Here is a 17,496-nt window from a genome sequence, read left to right as displayed (position 1 = left end):
CTAACTGTGTATGGCAGAGCTAATAATAAGCGCTATTGCAATAATAAATGCTGCAAAAACCACCGCTAAAGCCATGTTTTGCTTTTCTAAAATTTCTTTCCAAATATTTTCTGGCGTAATTTTTTCTATAATCCAGAACGCTAGAAAAAGTACAATTATTCCGATAATGGAATAAACCAAAGATGCAATAATGTACTTCATGTTGATTAATTCATTTAAACTCATACTGTTTTCTATTTATGATAAAATCTATTTATGTGACCAGAGTTAGATTTATTTCCGGTAAACTCTGTATTTTTTTCAACATCATCTTTGTAAAAGGCTAAGCCTGTTAAGCCACTATAGCTATAAAAACCGATTAGGATTAGAATAGCTAAAAGATAATATTTAATGGGTTTTAGATTCATTTATTCTTCATTTACAAAAGGTGAATAGTCGCTATTATTCCATCTGTTTTTTTCAAAATTTCTCATCATGTACCAGCAAACAGCAGGGTAAATACACAGAAGAAATATTGTGATAAGGGTATTACGCCACATAGTAACATTACTTGTGGCTTTAATATAAAGGTTGTTTCTATCTATATCTCCTGATGAAGGATAAACGTTTAAATGATATTTCCCTTTGGGTATTTCTGATAAAAGAATAGATTCTTTTGTTGAACCTTCGCTCCAACTCTCGCCTTCTTCATAGCCATGGTAATATTCAATACTTTTACTTACTTCCCAAGTTCGGTTATCACTTTCGTTAACCAAAACTATTGTTGTTTCGAGCCAATTGTTATCAACGGCAGATGCAATTTCAAATGATATGTTAGATGATTCATCATCTATAGTAAAGGCAGGCGTAACAAATGATTTAAATTCATTAACATCTTGTGTATTATTGTGACTAATTAAGAAATCATCATTTAAAAGTTCTTTTTCAGGTTTTACTATTCCGAGTAATAAGTGTATCAGGAGAACGAGTACAATGGCTATTCCTGTTATTTGTAATGATGAAGTCCATCTGTCATAGTGTTTAGATGGCTGGTTCGCGCCAATTCCAATTCTTTCTGGTATTAATTTTTTGTCAATGCTGAATGTTTCTGCAATAATTGCCGGCTCCAGATATTCGGCAATGTAATAATCTTTAATCCTTTTACCGTTAGACGTTTCTTCTGCAACAACCATGTATGGCGGCGCAATATATTCCATCGCTTTTACCTTCTCATTAACGACATCCCAGTCAACTTCGCCAAGCATGGCCGTTACAATGGGCGTGTATTTATTGAAGAGTGCATATTCAACATCCTTATAGCCCAAACTCGTTCCGTATGAAATCGGGTCTTGATAGTCGGCAATAAAATCTTTGCCACCAATTAAGTTCCAATGGCCATCAAATTCTGATAAAGTAATATATCCTTTATCTATACTTGTTAATATATATTCACGCCAATGATAAATTGTTCCAACCTCTCTTTTTTCGAGGTAAGCAATTACTTTAAAATCAGTATTGTGGATGTTGGCCGTGCTGCCAAGTTTTAGTAGAGGGGTTTTTTCAGGTTTACTGAGTTGCTTATTTAAACGCGAAAAACCTTTTGCAATAATGTGCAGGTATGAAAAACAAAAAGTACATACTGTGTACTCGCTTTTTGGCAAATCATATAGAATAATACTTTGTTTGCAAACAGGACAATCAATAGTTTCTGATAATTTGAAAAATGATTTTGTTGGTTTATCCATCAGCGAACAATTTCAGTTTTCTTTAATTCTTTACCGTCAAAAAAACTTAGCACTGATTGATAGATTACTTTAACTTTTTGAGTATTATCTTTTTGGTAATTCGATAAAAAAATATCAAATGTTGCCAGATTAAATTCGGGCCAGGTATGTATTGATAAATGAGATTCTGTCAGACAAATTACTGCCGTGAAGCCGCCATTTGGGAAATCGTGATAAACTTCGCCAACTTTTTCCAAACCGTTTTCAGTTATTAATTTATTGAAGAGATTTTTACAATCATCAAAAGAAGAGAGTTGTTCGGTGTTATCAGATTTAAATTCTGATAAAATATGTAACCCTGGATTATAGTTCATTTGAGCGTTTAGTATAATCAAAATTATAAATTTTTTTAACCTGCAAAAAACTTATAAAAATAATTTTTTAATTAATCAGCAACAAAACAATCATCAGCATCGCCTTCCAAAGGGATGTAAATCCGTTCCCATTCAATACCATCCAAAATTTCCCAGGTGTGCCCATCGCCCAGCGTATCATTGGCGATTAAAATTATTCCCGGTTCCAGAATAAAAGTTTTTCCGCTGGTTACTGTAAACTTCAATTTGCCTTTAATGGTGATAACAAACTGTCGCCGTGGCGCAGCATGTGGAGTTTTTTGCAGGGAAATGTCTGTTTGAGCGAAAAAATAATTGGCTTTAATATGCTGTCTGATGGGAATACTTCCTGTTTCAAAGTCGCATTTGCCATCTTCGATATTAATTAAGCGAATGGCTTTTAAGTAATTTGTGGTATCGGCTTTATCTGATGGTGTATTCATGCTAAAATTTTAATTCTGTTTGTCCTTTTTGGGCAATTTCCCGTTCGTGTTGCAATAACCACTGTTTTCGCCACAGGCCACCCGCATATCCAACCAGTTTGCCATTGCTGCCAATTACCCTGTGGCATGGCACCGCTATTGCAATATTGTTCTTTCCGTTTGCTGCAGCAATTGCTCGAATGGCCAAAGGGTTATGTGATGAAAATTTGGCATAAGAAATTGTTTCTCCGTAAGGAATGGATAATAAGTTTTGCCAAACAGCTTGCTGAAATTCGGTGCCTTTCTGTTTAATCGGGAAGTTGAAATTTTTTAAGTTGCCATTGAAATAGTCTTGTAATTGCTTGGAGACATTTTTGGTCAGTTCGTTTTCCGTTAATCCATCTATATCTTGCTCGGCAAAAGTAACGGCATACACAAAGTCATCATCGGCAAGGATGGTTATTTTGCCAACAGGCGATTCGATGATTGATGCATAGTGATTTTCCATTGGTAAGCCACAGATTTTGTATTTGATAACCTAATCCAATAATAAAAAATAATCTGCGAATCTGCGGCTTAAAATTATTTTCTGTGGAAGTTTAAATCTAAAATTGTAATTCTAAAATCGTAAATCTGATTGCAATATTACAACAATCCAACAATTTACCCTCGCAATATTTATCAATAAAAGTATCTTTGCGGTTATGCAACTGGCCAGAGAGGTTAAATATTTAATCCACAAGGAAGTACTGTTAGAGTGGCGCTCCAAATATACCATCAATGGTGTATTGTTATATGTGGTTTCAACGATTTTTACCTGTTATCTTTCTTTTGTAAGTCTGAGTGAGCGGGAAAGATTAACCTGGAATGCACTCTTCTGGATTATCATGCTTTTCGCATCAATCAACGGTGTGTCTAAAAGCTTTCTCCAAGAAACCAAAGGGCAACAACTATACAGCTATTTATTAGCCAGCCCTGCTGCGGTACTCATTTCGAAAACAATTTATAACACCTTATTGATGCTGGTCCTTACCACTGTGGCACTGTGTTTCTATACATTGGTTTTCAATGACTATACACCACCCGATTTACTATTGTATTACGTTGCTGTGGTGTTAGGAAGCATCAGTTTTTCAACGGTTTTTACCATGGTTTCGGCCATCGCGAGTAAAGCCGGGAACGGCGGGATGTTAATGGCGATTTTAAGTTTTCCAATCATCATTCCGGTACTTATACTTTTAATAAAATTGGCCAAAAATGCTGTTGACGGCTTGCCTTGGGAGAATAGTTACGATGAAATCGGAATGCTGCTGGTTGTAAATGTACTCACGGTAGCAACCTCTTTATTGTTATTTCCTTACCTTTGGCGGGATTAAAAATAGAAAATGTAAAATGGATGATGGAATGGAAAACAATCCTTGATTCGCTCATTCAAAATTAATATATATGAATAAAGTTTGGTGGAAAATTTTAGGTTCAGTGCTGGTCATTTATACCGCAATTGCAGGTTTATTGCTTGGCGTGCCTCGTTTACCTATTTTAAATGAATCAATCCGGAATTTATATTTTCATGTTCCGATGTGGTTTGCCATGATTGTATTGTTTTCGATTTCTGTTTTTTACAGCGTTAAATCCTTAAGCTCTAAAAGTGAAATTGATGATATCAAAGCCGTAGAAAGCGTAAATGCAGGCATTATTTTTGGCTTGCTGGGCTTGGTAACCGGAGCCATCTGGGCAAAATATACCTGGGGGCAGTTCTGGAGTTTCGATCCGAAACAAAACTTCGCTGCCATTTCCGTTTTACTCTATTTTGCATATTTAATTCTTCGAAATGCGATAGATGAGGAACAAAAAAGAGCCAAAATTTCGGCCATTTATAACATTTTCGCTTTTCCGATGATGGTGGTTTTACTCTTCGTTTTACCACGGTTAAAAGATTCTTTACACCCAGGCAATGGCGGTAACCCGGGCTTCAACAGTTACGATTTAGATAGCCGCATGCGCATGGTGTTTTACCCGGCATGTTTGGGCTGGATTTTAATCGGTTACTGGGTTTATACCATCCGTTTCAGAATACGCTCAATAGAAGTTAAACAACAAGCAAATTAGATTAAGGCGCGAGGGTATATGATTAAAGGCAATTTGCAGAATCTTTACACTTTGTACTTTATCATTCGAACATACAACTTTCAAACATTACAATAAAAACAAAATGAAAAAGATATTATTTTCACTACTATTAACGCTTGCCACCGTTCAATTATTTGCTCAGGATAACGGTGTAGAAATGGCCGATAAGTTGCGCAGCGATGGTAAAATTTACGTTGTTGTGCTGTGTATAGTCATCATTTTGTTTGGTTTGCTGGCTTACCTTTTCTCGATCGATAAAAGATTAAAAAAAATCGAAAAAGAAAACTTTCCTAAAAACTAAGTTTAAACAGTTTAAACCTATTTTTCCTGTTAAAATTGATAGGTGTTGGCTTTACACTAAGTATTTTTTCATTTGGATATATGCGGTTTTTTTAGGCAATTTTGCGCCATACTTAATTCATAAAAAATAAATAATGGCTAATCTAGCAGACGAGAACAAGTTTTTTGCTGATGTATGCAAGAACTTTGACAGTGCGGCTCAATTCACCAATCATCCGGAAGGTTTATTGAACCAGATTAAAGCGTGTAACAGTGTGTATCGTTTCCAATTTCCTATTCGTCGTGGAAACGGTTTCGAAGTAATTGATGCGTGGCGTGTAGAACACTCGCATCACATGAGCCCAACCAAAGGTGGTATTCGTTACAGCGAAATGGTTAACGAAGATGAGGTTATGGCGCTTGCAGCTCTGATGACATACAAATGTGCCATCGTAAATGTTCCCTTTGGCGGTGCAAAAGGTGGTATCAAAATTAACACCAAACAATATAGCGTTGCCGAGTTAGAAACCATCACCCGCCGTTATACTACAGAATTAATTAAGAAAAACTTTATCGGTCCTGGTATCGACGTTCCTGCACCGGATTATGGTTCAGGTGAACGCGAAATGAGCTGGATTGCAGATACTTATATGACCATGAATCCGGGTCAGCTGGATGCTTTAGGTTGCGTAACGGGTAAGCCGATCGCTTTACACGGTATCCGCGGACGTAAGGAAGCTACCGGTCGTGGAGTTGCGTATGCCGTTCGTGAATGCGTAGATGTTGCTGAAGATATGGCTAAAATCGGTTTTAAGGCTGGTTTAGGAGATAAAAGGGTGATTGTTCAGGGGTTGGGTAATGTAGGTTACCACTCTGCTAAATTCCTGGCTGAATTTGGTGCAACGATTGTTGGTTTGTGCGAATATGAAGGTGCAATTTATAATCCTAATGGTTTAAATGTTGATGAGGTTTTTGCCCACCGCAAAAATACCGGTTCAATTTTAGGTTTCCCAGGTGCTACTGACTTCAAAAACTCAATGGAAGGCCTGGAGCAGGATTGCGATATCATTGTTCCTGCAGCTTTAGAAAACCAGTTTACTGAACTTAATATCCGTAACATTAAAGCAAAAATTATTGCTGAGGGTGCAAACGGGCCAACTACGCCGGAGGCGGAAGCCATCTTTACCGAAATGGGTGGTATCATTATTCCGGATATGTATTGTAATGCCGGTGGTGTTACGGTTTCTTACTTTGAATGGTTGAAAAATCTTTCGCACGTTGCTTTTGGTCGTATGGAAAATCGTTATGCGGCTAATTCAAATGCAAATTTGATCGCTACCTTGGAAAATTTAACGGGTAAAACTATTCTTCCTGAACATCGCCTAATGATTGTTAAAGGTGCCTCAGAAATGGAATTGGTAAACTCCGGTTTGGAAGATACCATGATCCACTCTTACCATGAAATCCGCGAAACATTGAAAAATAAACCGGGTACTCAAACTTTGAGAACTGCAGCTTTTGTGAATTCAATCGATAAAATTGCAGTTTCCTATATGAATTTAGGCGTTTGGCCTTAATTAGCTGAAAGCTTAAAGACCAAAGCTTAAAGCGAAAAAACCTTACAGATGTATACATCTGTAAGGTTTTTTATTTTGGAAAAGTACGGTTATGTACATTGCAGTGGAAATTCAGTCGGCTTTCGTTCCAATCTTTTTAAGCCTTATAGATTTTTGCTGGCAAATTTCTTTAGAAAACGAATTTTACAAACCTTTAAATAACTGATACAATGAATTGATATCTTTATTCTTCATTTCCAGCTTTCCATTCATGCTTATTTTTCCGTTGCCAATCGCTTTGCCCTTAATTTCAAGAAAGGTTAAACTGCTGAAATATCGCGTTAAAATGGGTAATGTAATTTGTTTATTCAACCGCTCAAAATTAACGTTTAAGGAAAAGAAATCCCTGGTAGCCACTTTAGTTGTATCGAATTTATGGTATTTACCGGTACTTAAAATAAGCTGTTTATCATCACCGCCAACAAAAACATTATACAAAGGAAATACCGATTTATTAATAACGTTGCTGTCCAAATTGATAATGTTCTTACGGTTTAAGTAGTTTTTCAAACCCCTGGCATCAGCAGAAACATTAACAACAATATTTGGTATTTCCCTTTTTTGCAGCGCTACTTTTTCAACTTTTTCAAAATCATCATTATAATCATAAGTAATTACAGAATCAGTTTGCTGAACGGTATTTATCCATTCGAAATCAGCATATCCTTTATAATACCTAATTAAACTATCTCGCTCCAAGCTTAGATTTTTAAGTTTTAATGTCCGCTTTGGCATCGCTCTGAAATCTGCGTTTAGCCAGAAACTAATTGCGCTTTGGTTACTGATTTGCCTATACAAGGGTTTTTCAGCAGGAATAATTATTTTAGAAAAGAACTCGTCATTAAAGTTAATCTTTCCGTTGTCGAAATTTAAAACGGCAAAGTGTTCGCCATCTGACATAGCAAGGTGATCAGTCGATTTTTTAACTGCATTAAAATTGCTTTTATTCAATTCTATAAAGTTCTTCTGATTCAAAATATCAGTCAGTATCAATTCAAAATCTGCGGATTCATTTGATACAACAAATGCAGCGTGCTTACTGTTATAGTAAATCGCAATATTTCCGGGCTTTGATTTTGCACAATTCAAACCCTCTGATTTCTTCTCGATTTTAAATTGAAGTACATTTCTCAGAAAATTCTCGAATGTGTTGAGGTTTTTTATTTCCAGTCGCGAAAATAATGCTGTTTTTGGTTGGTTTTGAATGGTGTATAAATAGATACTTGCGGGGATTTTTAAGCCATGTTCAAGACCATCAAACTTTGATTTCGCATCTTTTTTTAAATCAGATTTAAAATAAAAACCAGGATTAGAAATCATATTACCAACAAGGCTTTTATAAATATCATCAATACCAACTTTTATTATGGAATTGGTATTCTTCGGAATTGAAACCTGGTTTGCACGGTATTGCCTGTATTTAAAAGTTCCTGCGAAAAAAATAAGCAGTGATAGTAGTATCACTGCTGTTATTTTTAAAAATTTCTTCATGAGCTTATTCCAATAAAAGATTTTGCCACGGAAACACGGATGACCATAGAATTTTTTTCTTTTTATTCAGTGATTTCTGTGTTTCCGTGGCATTGTTATTTAGCTGCATTTTCAATCAACGAGAACAAATACTTTAACGCATTTTCATGCCCGTTTGGAATTTCAGCACTGATATCAGCGGAAACCACATTCCCCTTAACTGGATTTGATTTCATGTAAACATTGCCCATTTTACCCAAGGTTTCATTAAACTTCTTTGCCGTTTCTTCACCACCAATTTCTTCAGTGGGTACTTTGCCCACTAAATTTTTTGCATTAAATAAAAAGCTGAAGTTATTTTTGGCCAGCAGGTTTTTATGTGTTTTGCTAATTGCTGAATTAAAACTATTGTTACTGATGCTTTGCAATTCGGCAAAAGAATTACCAAAAAACACAATACCATCTTTTATCATAAAGTAAATATCAACCGGACTTTTCTTCTCTTCAATTTTATAAATGTTATCGTTTACAGTAACATAATTTTTATTTATGCCGTATTTAATCAATTTATTCATCAGGCGATTATCTTCCGAAGAAAACATAAATAAGAAATCGGGCAAGGTTTCTTTTTTGGTTTTGGTTACTTCCTTTCTGTTGTAATCATCATCATAATCGTAAGTGGTATAAGTAACATCTTTTGTACTTAAACCATTAATTACAAATAAAGCATCGCCTTTAATAACTTGGCTTACAGCCTCTTCATCTAATAAAAGCGAGAATAAATCCGTACCTAATTCAATTTCCTCTTCCATGTTTTTTCCAAGAAACGAGCCGTAAGTTTGCTTCATCAGTTTCGGAAATTCTTCCAGATAGGCCTTGGTATCGATAGAATAACCCATAAAGCCAATTGCTTTGTCGCTGTTTACATATTTCAGGAATTTCTTATTTAATTTCCTGTTCATTATTTTCTTGTAAGCATCGGCTTGTTCTTTAGCCAGTTCTAAACCTGTAGAAATGCGGAAACTGGTTTTATCCATATAAAGTTTCGCATTTAAACTGCCATAACCTTTTAAAATCCCTGACCTTCCATAAGTGCCAAATTCTGGTGCAATTGAGTTATATGCATCTTGTATACTGGAAACCCAAAGTTCAGCAATGGCTTTGTTGTCTAAACTCGCTGAATAAGATTTGTTATTTTCAATAGATTCGTAATTTGAATTGAAAATTTTATCGGCCTGGGCGCTCATCCACACAAAAGCTAATTGCTTTTTCCTGGCATCTTGTTCTGCTCTTTCTTTTTGATATTCATCGTATTGGTCGTCGGCACTTATTGCTGTGGCAACGCTATCAGCCTCACTGCCGGTCGTTGTAAAATTATCATCGGCAGGAACATTAATGTCTGATTTCCGTGTACGTGTTGTTTTTTTAGGTTTAACAGCAGATTTTTTCTTCGCTGTACTTTTTTTCGCAGCTTTCTTTTTCGGATTTTTTTTTGTACCAGCCTTGCTTTTATTAATTGTTTGCTTATTTATTGGCGGATAAACCGTCCAGCCCTCAGCGGCGGGCGGAGCAATAACTTCCACCATGGGCTCGGCTGTACTGACCATAGCAGAATCTGTTGTAACAGTTGCAACGCCATCAACCATTGCGGTCTCATCATAATTATTTTGATACCTGATTTCCTTAATTCCATACTTTGCAGATTTCGCAGAATCGGCAAAAAAAGAACTTCTGATGCTACCGGTAACGAAATACATCATGCGGTTATTCCATTTGATGAGGCCAGTACTATCAGGCAAAATCATCGTTTTCACATCGCCATCAGTTCTAATTTTTTTATCTTTATCGTTAACCAGGTTTTCAAATTTTGTGGCATCTTTTATTGGAATAAGAAAGCAGTTGTAAGTTATACTATCGCTCAACTGATTAAAATAGTACATATTATTTTCCAGGTTTATCCCAAAATCTTCAATGCTGGTAAAGTTTTTATCAAGTGATTTAGAGGTCTCTGTTAATAGCTTTTTGCCTACAAAAGACTCGTTAAAATCTTTTACAAACATTAGTTTGAAAACATTATCACCTTTTATAGTGGCAACCGTGAAAGCATTTGCCGGAATTTTCTTAACCAAATCCTGAGCGTAATTTAGCTTGGCGAGAAATAGGAGGGGGATTGCAATTAGAATTTTCTTCATGTTATTTAGATAGCTGTATTTGATTGGAAACGTTAATTTTTCCATTTATTAAATCCATAATGCTGCTTTTCAGCATCACGGCTTTTTTAGATTTTGACAGATTGGATGCTGAATTTGTTGTACTTATTACAGGAGATTCGAAACGATAAATGCTGGTATAGTTTGCACCGTTGAAAACCGCCTTATCCTTACTTTTTAGTTTATTGAATTCTGTTTTCGCGGTGGCCACAGCCTGGTATTTTCTGGTAAAAGTTTTCGTTGCTTTATTAAAACTGTAAGATGAAGTGTTCGCAGCCTTTATTTTCTGCTGTGCCAAGATGTTTTTTGTGATGTTGTTAATATTTGAGACATCTTTGAAAGTAAAACTAATGGTGGCGATATAGTTATTAAAATCGCTTGTACTTTTTACATTCGAAATCCCTTCCGATTTTTTGAGATAAGCTACAGCTTCACCCAACTCCTGCTGAATTTTTTGTTTACTGGGTACTTTATAACCTTGAACACTGTCCAGAAGCATAACAGATGCTACTTTAGTTTTGCTCTGGCTTAGGTTTATTGTTAAAATAACGTCGCCAGTTCCATTGTTGCGCATGGTAATTTCTTCAATTACCTCGAAGCAAGAACTTAGCATTGGTATTAAAAAAATAAATAGTAAAAGTTTGTAGAACTGTTTAGGGTTCATTTTATCCGATTTAAGTTATCAAAATTGTACAAGGAATTATTATCTGATGCCTCAAACTTAATAATTAAACTTTTAACTTTTGTTTATAGTTGCCTGATAATTCACAATATATTTAGAACAATTATAAATAAACATTTAAAGTATTTTTATAAGCTTAAATCTATCAGCTAATTGTCAATATAAAGACAAGAAAAATGTAAAAGAATGTTCGCTAAGCCTATTTTTCTATCTTTGTTGCCGGCTTTTAGAACAATACATTAAAATGAAAAAAAGTGCAATAATCGGATTAATTACCATTGCGATTTCTGTTGGAATCTTATTTAGCTTAAATGCCAATACAGATACCTATTCTAATTTCAGCGAAGCTGCAAGCTCTGATAAAGAAGAGCACGTGATGGGCTATTGGGATAAATCTCAAGGTACCTATTATGATGCAGTTAAAGATGCCAATCATTTCTCTTTTTATATGAAGGATGAAAAAGGCGTAATTCGTGAAGTGATTTATAGTGGTACAAAACCTCAGGATTTTGAAAAGTCTGAAAAGCTGGTTCTAATCGGTAAAATGGATAAGGACAAGTTCTATGCGTCGAAAATTTTAATGAAATGCCCTTCAAAATATAATGATAACCTTGTTGAAATCAATAAAGATGGTAAGGTTGATGAAGCAGGGAAGTACGGCGAGAAAAAATATAATTAATTAATGGATATTCAATTTATAGGCGAAAACCTGTTGCCGGGTAAAATCGGACAGTTTTTCATTGTGTTGGCGTTTAGTGCATCGTTACTTTCAACAATTGCATACTTTTATGCCAGTCGCGAGAAAAATTTAGAAGATAAATCCTGGAGAAACCTTGGTAGAATTGGATTTTTGGTTAACTGGGCAAGTATTATAGGTATTGGTGTAACTTTATTTTACCTCATTTTAGGTCACTACAATGAGTATAGTTACGTTTACTGGCATTCGTCAAAACAACTTCCAATCTATTATATTGTTTCTGCTTTTTGGGAAGGACAAGAAGGAAGTTTTTGGTTATGGGCTTTCTGGCAATCATTTTTGGGTGGCCTTTTAATTTGGAGAGCTAAAACATGGGAACGCCCGGTAATGACGGTTGTTGCCTTTTCGCAGGTGTTTTTAACATCAATGATGTTAGGGGTTGAGATTTTTGGCGAACGCATAGGAAGCTCTCCGTTTATTCTTTTAAGGGAATCCCTCGATCTAAAATCGATGGCGCCAGTAGTTTTCGCTAATCCTGAAAACTTTGCCAATTATCTAAAATTTATTACTGACGGCAGAGGTTTAAATCCATTATTGCAAAACTATTGGATGGTTATTCACCCACCAACCTTGTTTTTAGGTTTTGCAAGTATGGTAGTGCCTTTCGCTTATGGTATTGCTGCCCTTTGGCAAAAACGATATAATGAGTGGATTAAACCTGCAATGCCATGGACGCTTTTTGCGGTTATGGTTTTAGGAACGGGTATCATTATGGGTTCTTTCTGGGCTTATGAGGCCTTAAACTTTGGTGGTTTCTGGGCCTGGGACCCGGTTGAAAATGCCTCACTAATTCCATGGTTAACCTTAATTGGTGCAGTACACGTAATGATTGCCTATAAAAATACAGGTCATGCTTACTTTACGGCAATTGCCTTGGTTTTCTTAAGTTTCCTGTTGGTGCTTTATGCATCTTTCTTAACCCGAAGCGGAATTTTAGGTGATACTTCAGTGCACTCCTTTACCGATATGGGTATGTTCGGACACCTGATATTGTACAACGTTGTATTTGCTGTTATGGCTATTGTACTTATCGTTTTACGATGGAAAGAATTGCCGATTACAACTAAGGATGAAGAAACGTATTCCCGCGAATTCTGGATGTTTATTGGCGCATTGGTTGTTACCGTGGCCTGTATTCAGGTGATATTTTCTACGTCTGTTCCTGTATTTAATAAGGCTTTTGGAACCAAGTTTTCTCCGCCTATTGATGCCGTTAAATATTATAACCAATGGCAGGCCCCATTTGCGGTTTTAATTACATTAATTTCGGGTTTCTCACAGTATTTAAAATATAAAAGAACCGACCCCCGTAAATTTTACAGCAGTTTAGTTTCTGCTATTTTATTCGCAATTGTTTTAACAGGTGCTTTGGTATATGTGGCAGGTATCTATACCAATACCATGTATATTTTAATCACTTTCAGCTGTTTGTTTGCCATTTTATCTAATGCAACTATATTATACACTGCATTTGGTGGAAAGGCAAAATTAGCAGGTTCTGCAATTGCACATATCGGTTTTGCATTCTTAATTTTAGGTGCCCTGATTTCAGCGGCTACAAACAAGCCATTATCTATAAATACCAATAATTTTATACCTGTTAAGGATTTCGAAAAGACTGAAAAGCCGGGTGAAAACATCATGTTATACAAAAACGAGCCTAAAAAAATGGGTAAGTATACGGTAACATATGTTAGTGATACTACTGAAGCGCCTAATACAATTTATGAACTTAATTTTAAAGTTTATAATGATGAAGGTAAGCTGAAAGAAGATTTCAACCTGCACCCGCATGTTCAGGATAATGAAAAAATGGGTTTGATTGCTTCGCCTGATACAAAACATTATTTAACTTACGATGTGTATACCCATATCACGAGTGCTGCAATTAAGAAAACTTCGCATGATGACCACGAAGGGCATTCTGATGATGAAAATTATAAGGCACCACGTATCGTAAAGGTTTCTGCAGGCGATACCATTCATACTTCAAGTGGTATTGTAACCGTGAAGGCACTGAATAATCAGCCAAAAGCTAAAGATTTAGCTTTAGCTAAAGGCGATTTTGCAGTTGGCTTACCATTAGAAATTAATGCAAGTGGTAAAATTTACAATACCGAACCAATCTTTTTAATTAAAGGAAATAATACCTTCGATTTTGCACGTAAGCTTGATGAACTGGATTTAAAATTCCGTTTCTCAAGGGTGTTACCTGATGAGAAAAAAGTAGAATTGCAGATTTTTGAAAAACCGCAACAGGCTAAAGATTGGGTTGTATTTAAAGCGATTGAATTCCCTTACATTAACCTTTACTGGGCCGGTACAATTATAATGGTTATTGGTTTCTTATTGTCGATTTTTAGAAGACGAAAAGAAGCTAAAACGGCATAGGAAATGAATATTGTTTTATTAGGTTCCGGAAATGTTGCTACACATTTAGCCATTGCATTAAAAGCAGCGGGTGAAAATATTGTGCAGGTTTTTAGCCGGGATTTAACAAATGCCATTACACTTGCCGAAAAGGTAAATGCCGAACCGATAAGCAGCTTTTCGGATATTAACCATAAAGCAGATTTATACATTATTGCGGTTAAGGATGATGCAATCAGCGAGGTGGCCAGCCATTTGGCAGCTGCAGAAGGCTTAGTTGTTCATACATCGGGTACAACAGATGTAAAGGTTCTTTCTGAATTTATTAAAAATACAGGTGTTTTTTATCCTTTGCAAACCTTTTCAAAAAGTAAGGAAGTTAATTTTAAAACGATTCCACTTTGTTTAGAGGCTTCTGACGATAGTCAACTTGAAGTTTTAAACCGATTAGCAAAAAAGCTCAGCAGTAATGTACATGAAGTAGATGGGGCGAAAAGAAAAGTATTACACCTTGCTGCGGTTTTTGCCTGTAACTTTACCAATCACTTATATGCTTTATCAAATCAAATCCTGACAAAAAATGATTTGAATTTCGATATCATCAGACCTTTAATAGCCGAAACTGCCGATAAGGCAATGGTCGATTTGCCGGAAAATGTGCAAACCGGCCCTGCGTTCAGGAATGATGAAAGTACCATAAATAAGCATTTAACAATGCTTGCAGACCTGCCTGAATTGCAGGAAATTTATCAAACATTAAGCAACAGCATTAAATTAGTACATAAATAGTACAATTGCCGCTTTTGCTTATTACTTTTGCAGAATATTATGAGCATTTTTAAACTTAAAATAAATTTTGAAGAAGCAGATCACGAATCAGTAGAATTGCCTATTGCTGCCGGAGAATCTGTTTTAGATGTTTGTCTTGATAACGGAATCGAATTACAACACAACTGCGGTGGTGTTTGCGGCTGCAGTACCTGCCATGTTTACGTAACTAAGGGTATGGATAATATCGAAGAAATTTCTGATAAAGAAGAAGATTTTATCGATAGGGCAGTACGCCCAAGAATTACATCCCGGTTAGGTTGTCAGTGTGTGGTTATCAATGGCGATATCGAAGTAACCATTCCTGATCAATCAGATTTTATGGGCCATTAAAAGTCAGGAGTCTTTAGTCGGGAGTTCGAAGAAATAGAGGCATTAATTAAGCCTTTAACTCAAAAGTCTTTATCCGATTAACCGATTTAACAATTAACCAATTCAACAGTTTAACAATAACAAAAACATGAATAACGATAAATTTGCCTTACCCTTTTACTGGAACGATTACGAAGATATTGCAATGTCATTGTATGAAAAGTTTGGCGATGAATTTGGTGAAACTAAAATATACCGTATCCGTTTTACGGATTTATTAGAGTGGGTGTTGGAGTTGCCGAACTTTAAAGGAACCCGCGAAGAAAGTAGCGAAGGGCATTTGGAACAAATTCAATCTGCCTGGGTGTATGAATGGAGAGATAATCAATAACCCCCAACCCCTAAATGGGAGTTTACATAAGAAAACATGGAGCATGCTAGCACAAGCTATGGTTGGAAAAAGTCCCCTTTAGGGGATTTAGGGATAATAACTACCTTCATTTTTGATGTCGACGGTGTTTTAACAGATGGTTCTGTTCAGGTAACTGATAACGGACAATCGCTTCGTACTTTTAATATCAAAGATGGTTATGCGATGCAATTAGCCGTAAAACGTGGCTATAACGTATGTATAATTTCGGGAGGAGATGGCATAGCAATGCGAAAAAGATTCTTTAATCTCGGCATTAAAGATGTTTTTTTAGCTGCGGGAGATAAAGTAGAGATTTTTAATAAATTCCTTTCTGATAAAAGCATTACCGCAGAAGAAGTACTTTACATGGGCGATGACATTCCTGATTTAAAAGTAATGAAACTGGTTGGTTTACCAACTTGCCCCGCCGATGCCGTTGAGGAGATTAAAGCTATCTCTAAATTCATTTCCCCTTATAATGGCGGTAAAACAGCCGTTCGAGATGTCATTGAGAAAGTGATGAAAATTCAGGGCAAATGGCATGATGAAAATCCAATCGCTGCCGATTCCGGCAAATAAGCTATAAATTTTTGAATAATTTGCTTTTACTTAACAGGTTGTAATGATTATACTGATTGCAACGGTTAAGTTACATAGCGTAATTAAACTTTTAACTTTTTTTGTATTCAAACCAGTCTAAAATTCAACCAAAAATTGAGCATTTAATTGTTCGAAACAAAAAAACAAAAAACATGAAAAAATTAATGATGATTTGTGCTTTGTTATTCTCAGTAATAACTTATGCAAATGCGCAGCAAGGTGGCGGACGTATGGGCGGTACGCCAGAGGAAAGAGCAAAAAGAAGTACCGATATGCTGGCTGAAAAATTAAAGCTTAGCGATGAACAAAAAACAAAAGTTTTGGCTATTTACACGGCTCAGGGTGCTGAAATGGCTAAAGCAAGAGAAGCAGCTGGTGGCGATATGTCGGGCATGAGAGAGAAAATGACAAAAATGAACGATGAAACCAACACTAAAATTGATGCTGTTTTAACTGCTGAACAAAAACCAGCTTTCAAGGCTTTACTTGAAGAACGTAAAAAAGCAATGGAAGCCCGTATGCAGGGTGGTGGCCAATAATTCATTTTTTAAAATAAATAAAATAACAAAAGCGGCTTCAAGCCGCTTTTGTTATTTTAGCGGAAAATTATATTTAAATGCTTCAGAATACCCCAATTATACTTGCCTCTAAATCTCCCCGCCGCCAGGAACTTTTACAATTGATGGGCTTAAATTTTAAAGTTGAATTAAAAGACATTGATGAAAGTTATCCCGAAGGATTAAGTCCTGCAGAAATTGCGGTTTACATCTCCGAAAAAAAAGCTAAAGCATTTAAAGCTGAAGATGAAATTGTAATTACAGCCGACACAATAGTTGCCTTAAATGGAGAAATTTTAGGTAAACCTGAACACAGGGGCCATGCACAGGAGATGTTAAAGAAATTATCGGGTTCTAAACATGAAGTTTATACAGGGGTGACCCTTGTTAAGGGCGATAAAATTCATTCATTCTATGACGTTACCGAAGTAACCTGCAAATCAGTTACGTCCGCTGAAATTGACTTTTACATCGATAATTACAAGCCCTATGATAAAGCAGGCAGCTATGGCGTACAGGATTGGTGGGGAATTGTAGTGGTTGAGAAGATTAATGGTTCTTATACAAACGTAATGGGTTTGCCTACGGAAAAACTTTATAAGGAACTATTGAGACTGACTAAGGCTTAGAAATAACCTGATTTTGATTATTAAATTGGTATGTTATAAAATAGATTGCTTCACTCCAACGCAGGCGCAATGTAATTAAGTTAAGGAGATAACAAAAAAAATAATTATCATCCTAAGCTTGTCGAAG

The 17,496-nt window shown here is 35.9% G+C and carries 20 protein-coding genes; 12 read left to right on the top strand and 8 right to left on the bottom strand.

Annotation, left to right across the window (positions count from 1 at the left end; genetic code table 11):
* The 5 genes from O0931_RS09835 to O0931_RS09815 all read right to left on the bottom strand — a co-directional run bounded on the left by O0931_RS09835 (nucleotide 1) and on the right by O0931_RS09815 (nucleotide 3,025).
* Nucleotides 1-225, bottom strand: coding sequence for a DUF350 domain-containing protein (locus O0931_RS09835; RefSeq protein ID WP_269415386.1), 225 nt, complete (start codon nucleotides 223-225; stop codon nucleotides 1-3).
* Between the two features lie 182 nt (nucleotides 226-407).
* Complete coding sequence (locus O0931_RS09830) at nucleotides 408-1,724, bottom strand: DUF4178 domain-containing protein (protein ID WP_269415385.1); 1,317 nt, start codon at nucleotides 1,722-1,724, stop codon at nucleotides 408-410.
* Nucleotides 1,724-2,077, bottom strand: a complete 354-nt coding sequence (locus O0931_RS09825) for an S-adenosylmethionine decarboxylase family protein (RefSeq protein ID WP_269415384.1) — start codon at nucleotides 2,075-2,077, stop codon at nucleotides 1,724-1,726. Before O0931_RS09825 ends, O0931_RS09830 begins: the two co-directional genes overlap by 1 nt.
* A 71-nt stretch (nucleotides 2,078-2,148) precedes the next feature.
* Nucleotides 2,149-2,538 (bottom strand): cupin domain-containing protein, encoded by a 390-nt coding sequence (locus O0931_RS09820; protein WP_269415383.1) that lies wholly within the window; start codon nucleotides 2,536-2,538, stop codon nucleotides 2,149-2,151.
* A 1-nt stretch (nucleotide 2,539) separates the two neighbouring features.
* On the bottom strand, nucleotides 2,540-3,025 hold the full coding sequence (locus O0931_RS09815) for a methylated-DNA--[protein]-cysteine S-methyltransferase (protein ID WP_269415382.1): 486 nt from the start codon (nucleotides 3,023-3,025) through the stop codon (nucleotides 2,540-2,542).
* A gap of 196 nt (nucleotides 3,026-3,221) precedes the next feature.
* Here O0931_RS09815 and O0931_RS09810 point away from each other — a divergent pair, with 196 nt between their 5' ends.
* The 4 genes from O0931_RS09810 to O0931_RS09795 all read left to right on the top strand — a co-directional run bounded on the left by O0931_RS09810 (nucleotide 3,222) and on the right by O0931_RS09795 (nucleotide 6,503).
* Nucleotides 3,222-3,893 (top strand): heme exporter protein CcmB, encoded by a 672-nt coding sequence (locus tag O0931_RS09810; protein WP_269415381.1) that lies wholly within the window; start codon nucleotides 3,222-3,224, stop codon nucleotides 3,891-3,893.
* Between the two features lie 70 nt (nucleotides 3,894-3,963).
* Nucleotides 3,964-4,626 (top strand): cytochrome c biogenesis protein CcsA, encoded by a 663-nt coding sequence (gene ccsA, locus O0931_RS09805; protein ID WP_269415380.1) that lies wholly within the window; start codon nucleotides 3,964-3,966, stop codon nucleotides 4,624-4,626.
* Nucleotides 4,627-4,729: 103 nt separating this feature from the next.
* On the top strand, nucleotides 4,730-4,948 hold the full coding sequence (locus O0931_RS09800; RefSeq protein ID WP_269415379.1) for a CcmD family protein: 219 nt from the start codon (nucleotides 4,730-4,732) through the stop codon (nucleotides 4,946-4,948).
* Nucleotides 4,949-5,081: 133 nt separating this feature from the next.
* The gene (locus O0931_RS09795; RefSeq protein ID WP_269415378.1) at nucleotides 5,082-6,503 is read left to right on the top strand and encodes a Glu/Leu/Phe/Val family dehydrogenase; all 1,422 of its coding nucleotides are present in this window, start codon (nucleotides 5,082-5,084) and stop codon (nucleotides 6,501-6,503) included.
* A gap of 183 nt (nucleotides 6,504-6,686) precedes the next feature.
* Here the strand turns inward: O0931_RS09795 and O0931_RS09790 are convergent, their stop codons facing one another.
* The 3 genes from O0931_RS09790 to O0931_RS09780 all read right to left on the bottom strand — a co-directional run bounded on the left by O0931_RS09790 (nucleotide 6,687) and on the right by O0931_RS09780 (nucleotide 10,886).
* The gene (locus tag O0931_RS09790) at nucleotides 6,687-8,006 is read right to left on the bottom strand and encodes a hypothetical protein (RefSeq protein WP_269415377.1); all 1,320 of its coding nucleotides are present in this window, start codon (nucleotides 8,004-8,006) and stop codon (nucleotides 6,687-6,689) included.
* Between the two features lie 122 nt (nucleotides 8,007-8,128).
* Nucleotides 8,129-10,204 carry a hypothetical protein gene (locus O0931_RS09785; RefSeq protein WP_269415376.1) on the bottom strand — a complete coding sequence of 692 codons (2,076 nt, stop codon included), beginning with the start codon at nucleotides 10,202-10,204 and terminating at the stop codon, nucleotides 8,129-8,131.
* Nucleotide 10,205: 1 nt separating this feature from the next.
* Nucleotides 10,206-10,886, bottom strand: a complete 681-nt coding sequence (locus O0931_RS09780; protein ID WP_269415375.1) for a hypothetical protein — start codon at nucleotides 10,884-10,886, stop codon at nucleotides 10,206-10,208.
* Nucleotides 10,887-11,148: 262 nt separating this feature from the next.
* Between O0931_RS09780 and O0931_RS09775 the strand changes: the two genes are divergently transcribed.
* From O0931_RS09775 to O0931_RS09740, 8 genes are all read left to right on the top strand, one after another.
* Complete coding sequence (locus tag O0931_RS09775) at nucleotides 11,149-11,583, top strand: cytochrome c maturation protein CcmE domain-containing protein (RefSeq protein WP_269415374.1); 435 nt, start codon at nucleotides 11,149-11,151, stop codon at nucleotides 11,581-11,583.
* Nucleotides 11,584-11,586: 3 nt separating this feature from the next.
* The gene (locus tag O0931_RS09770) at nucleotides 11,587-14,052 is read left to right on the top strand and encodes a heme lyase CcmF/NrfE family subunit (protein WP_269415373.1); all 2,466 of its coding nucleotides are present in this window, start codon (nucleotides 11,587-11,589) and stop codon (nucleotides 14,050-14,052) included.
* 3 nt (nucleotides 14,053-14,055) lie between these two features.
* Nucleotides 14,056-14,820 carry a Rossmann-like and DUF2520 domain-containing protein gene (locus tag O0931_RS09765; protein ID WP_269415372.1) on the top strand — a complete coding sequence of 255 codons (765 nt, stop codon included), beginning with the start codon at nucleotides 14,056-14,058 and terminating at the stop codon, nucleotides 14,818-14,820.
* A 39-nt stretch (nucleotides 14,821-14,859) separates the two neighbouring features.
* On the top strand, nucleotides 14,860-15,192 hold the full coding sequence (locus tag O0931_RS09760) for a 2Fe-2S iron-sulfur cluster-binding protein (RefSeq protein ID WP_269415371.1): 333 nt from the start codon (nucleotides 14,860-14,862) through the stop codon (nucleotides 15,190-15,192).
* Between the two features lie 127 nt (nucleotides 15,193-15,319).
* Nucleotides 15,320-15,562 (top strand): Fe-S cluster assembly protein IscX, encoded by a 243-nt coding sequence (iscX, locus tag O0931_RS09755; RefSeq protein ID WP_269415370.1) that lies wholly within the window; start codon nucleotides 15,320-15,322, stop codon nucleotides 15,560-15,562.
* Nucleotides 15,563-15,598: 36 nt separating this feature from the next.
* Nucleotides 15,599-16,162, top strand: coding sequence for a KdsC family phosphatase (locus O0931_RS09750; RefSeq protein WP_269415369.1), 564 nt, complete (start codon nucleotides 15,599-15,601; stop codon nucleotides 16,160-16,162).
* Between the two features lie 173 nt (nucleotides 16,163-16,335).
* The gene (locus tag O0931_RS09745) at nucleotides 16,336-16,722 is read left to right on the top strand and encodes a DUF4890 domain-containing protein (protein ID WP_269415368.1); all 387 of its coding nucleotides are present in this window, start codon (nucleotides 16,336-16,338) and stop codon (nucleotides 16,720-16,722) included.
* Nucleotides 16,723-16,799: 77 nt separating this feature from the next.
* Nucleotides 16,800-17,369, top strand: a complete 570-nt coding sequence (locus O0931_RS09740; RefSeq protein WP_269415367.1) for a Maf family protein — start codon at nucleotides 16,800-16,802, stop codon at nucleotides 17,367-17,369.
* Nucleotides 17,370-17,496 lie beyond the last annotated feature (127 nt).

Origin of the sequence: Pedobacter rhodius (assembly GCF_027213645.1) — a bacterium.
GTDB classification, from domain to species: Bacteria; Bacteroidota; Bacteroidia; order Sphingobacteriales; family Sphingobacteriaceae; genus Pedobacter; species Pedobacter rhodius.
The sequence above is the reverse complement of the archived record's forward strand: the minus strand, read 5'-3'. Positions and strand labels throughout refer to the sequence as shown.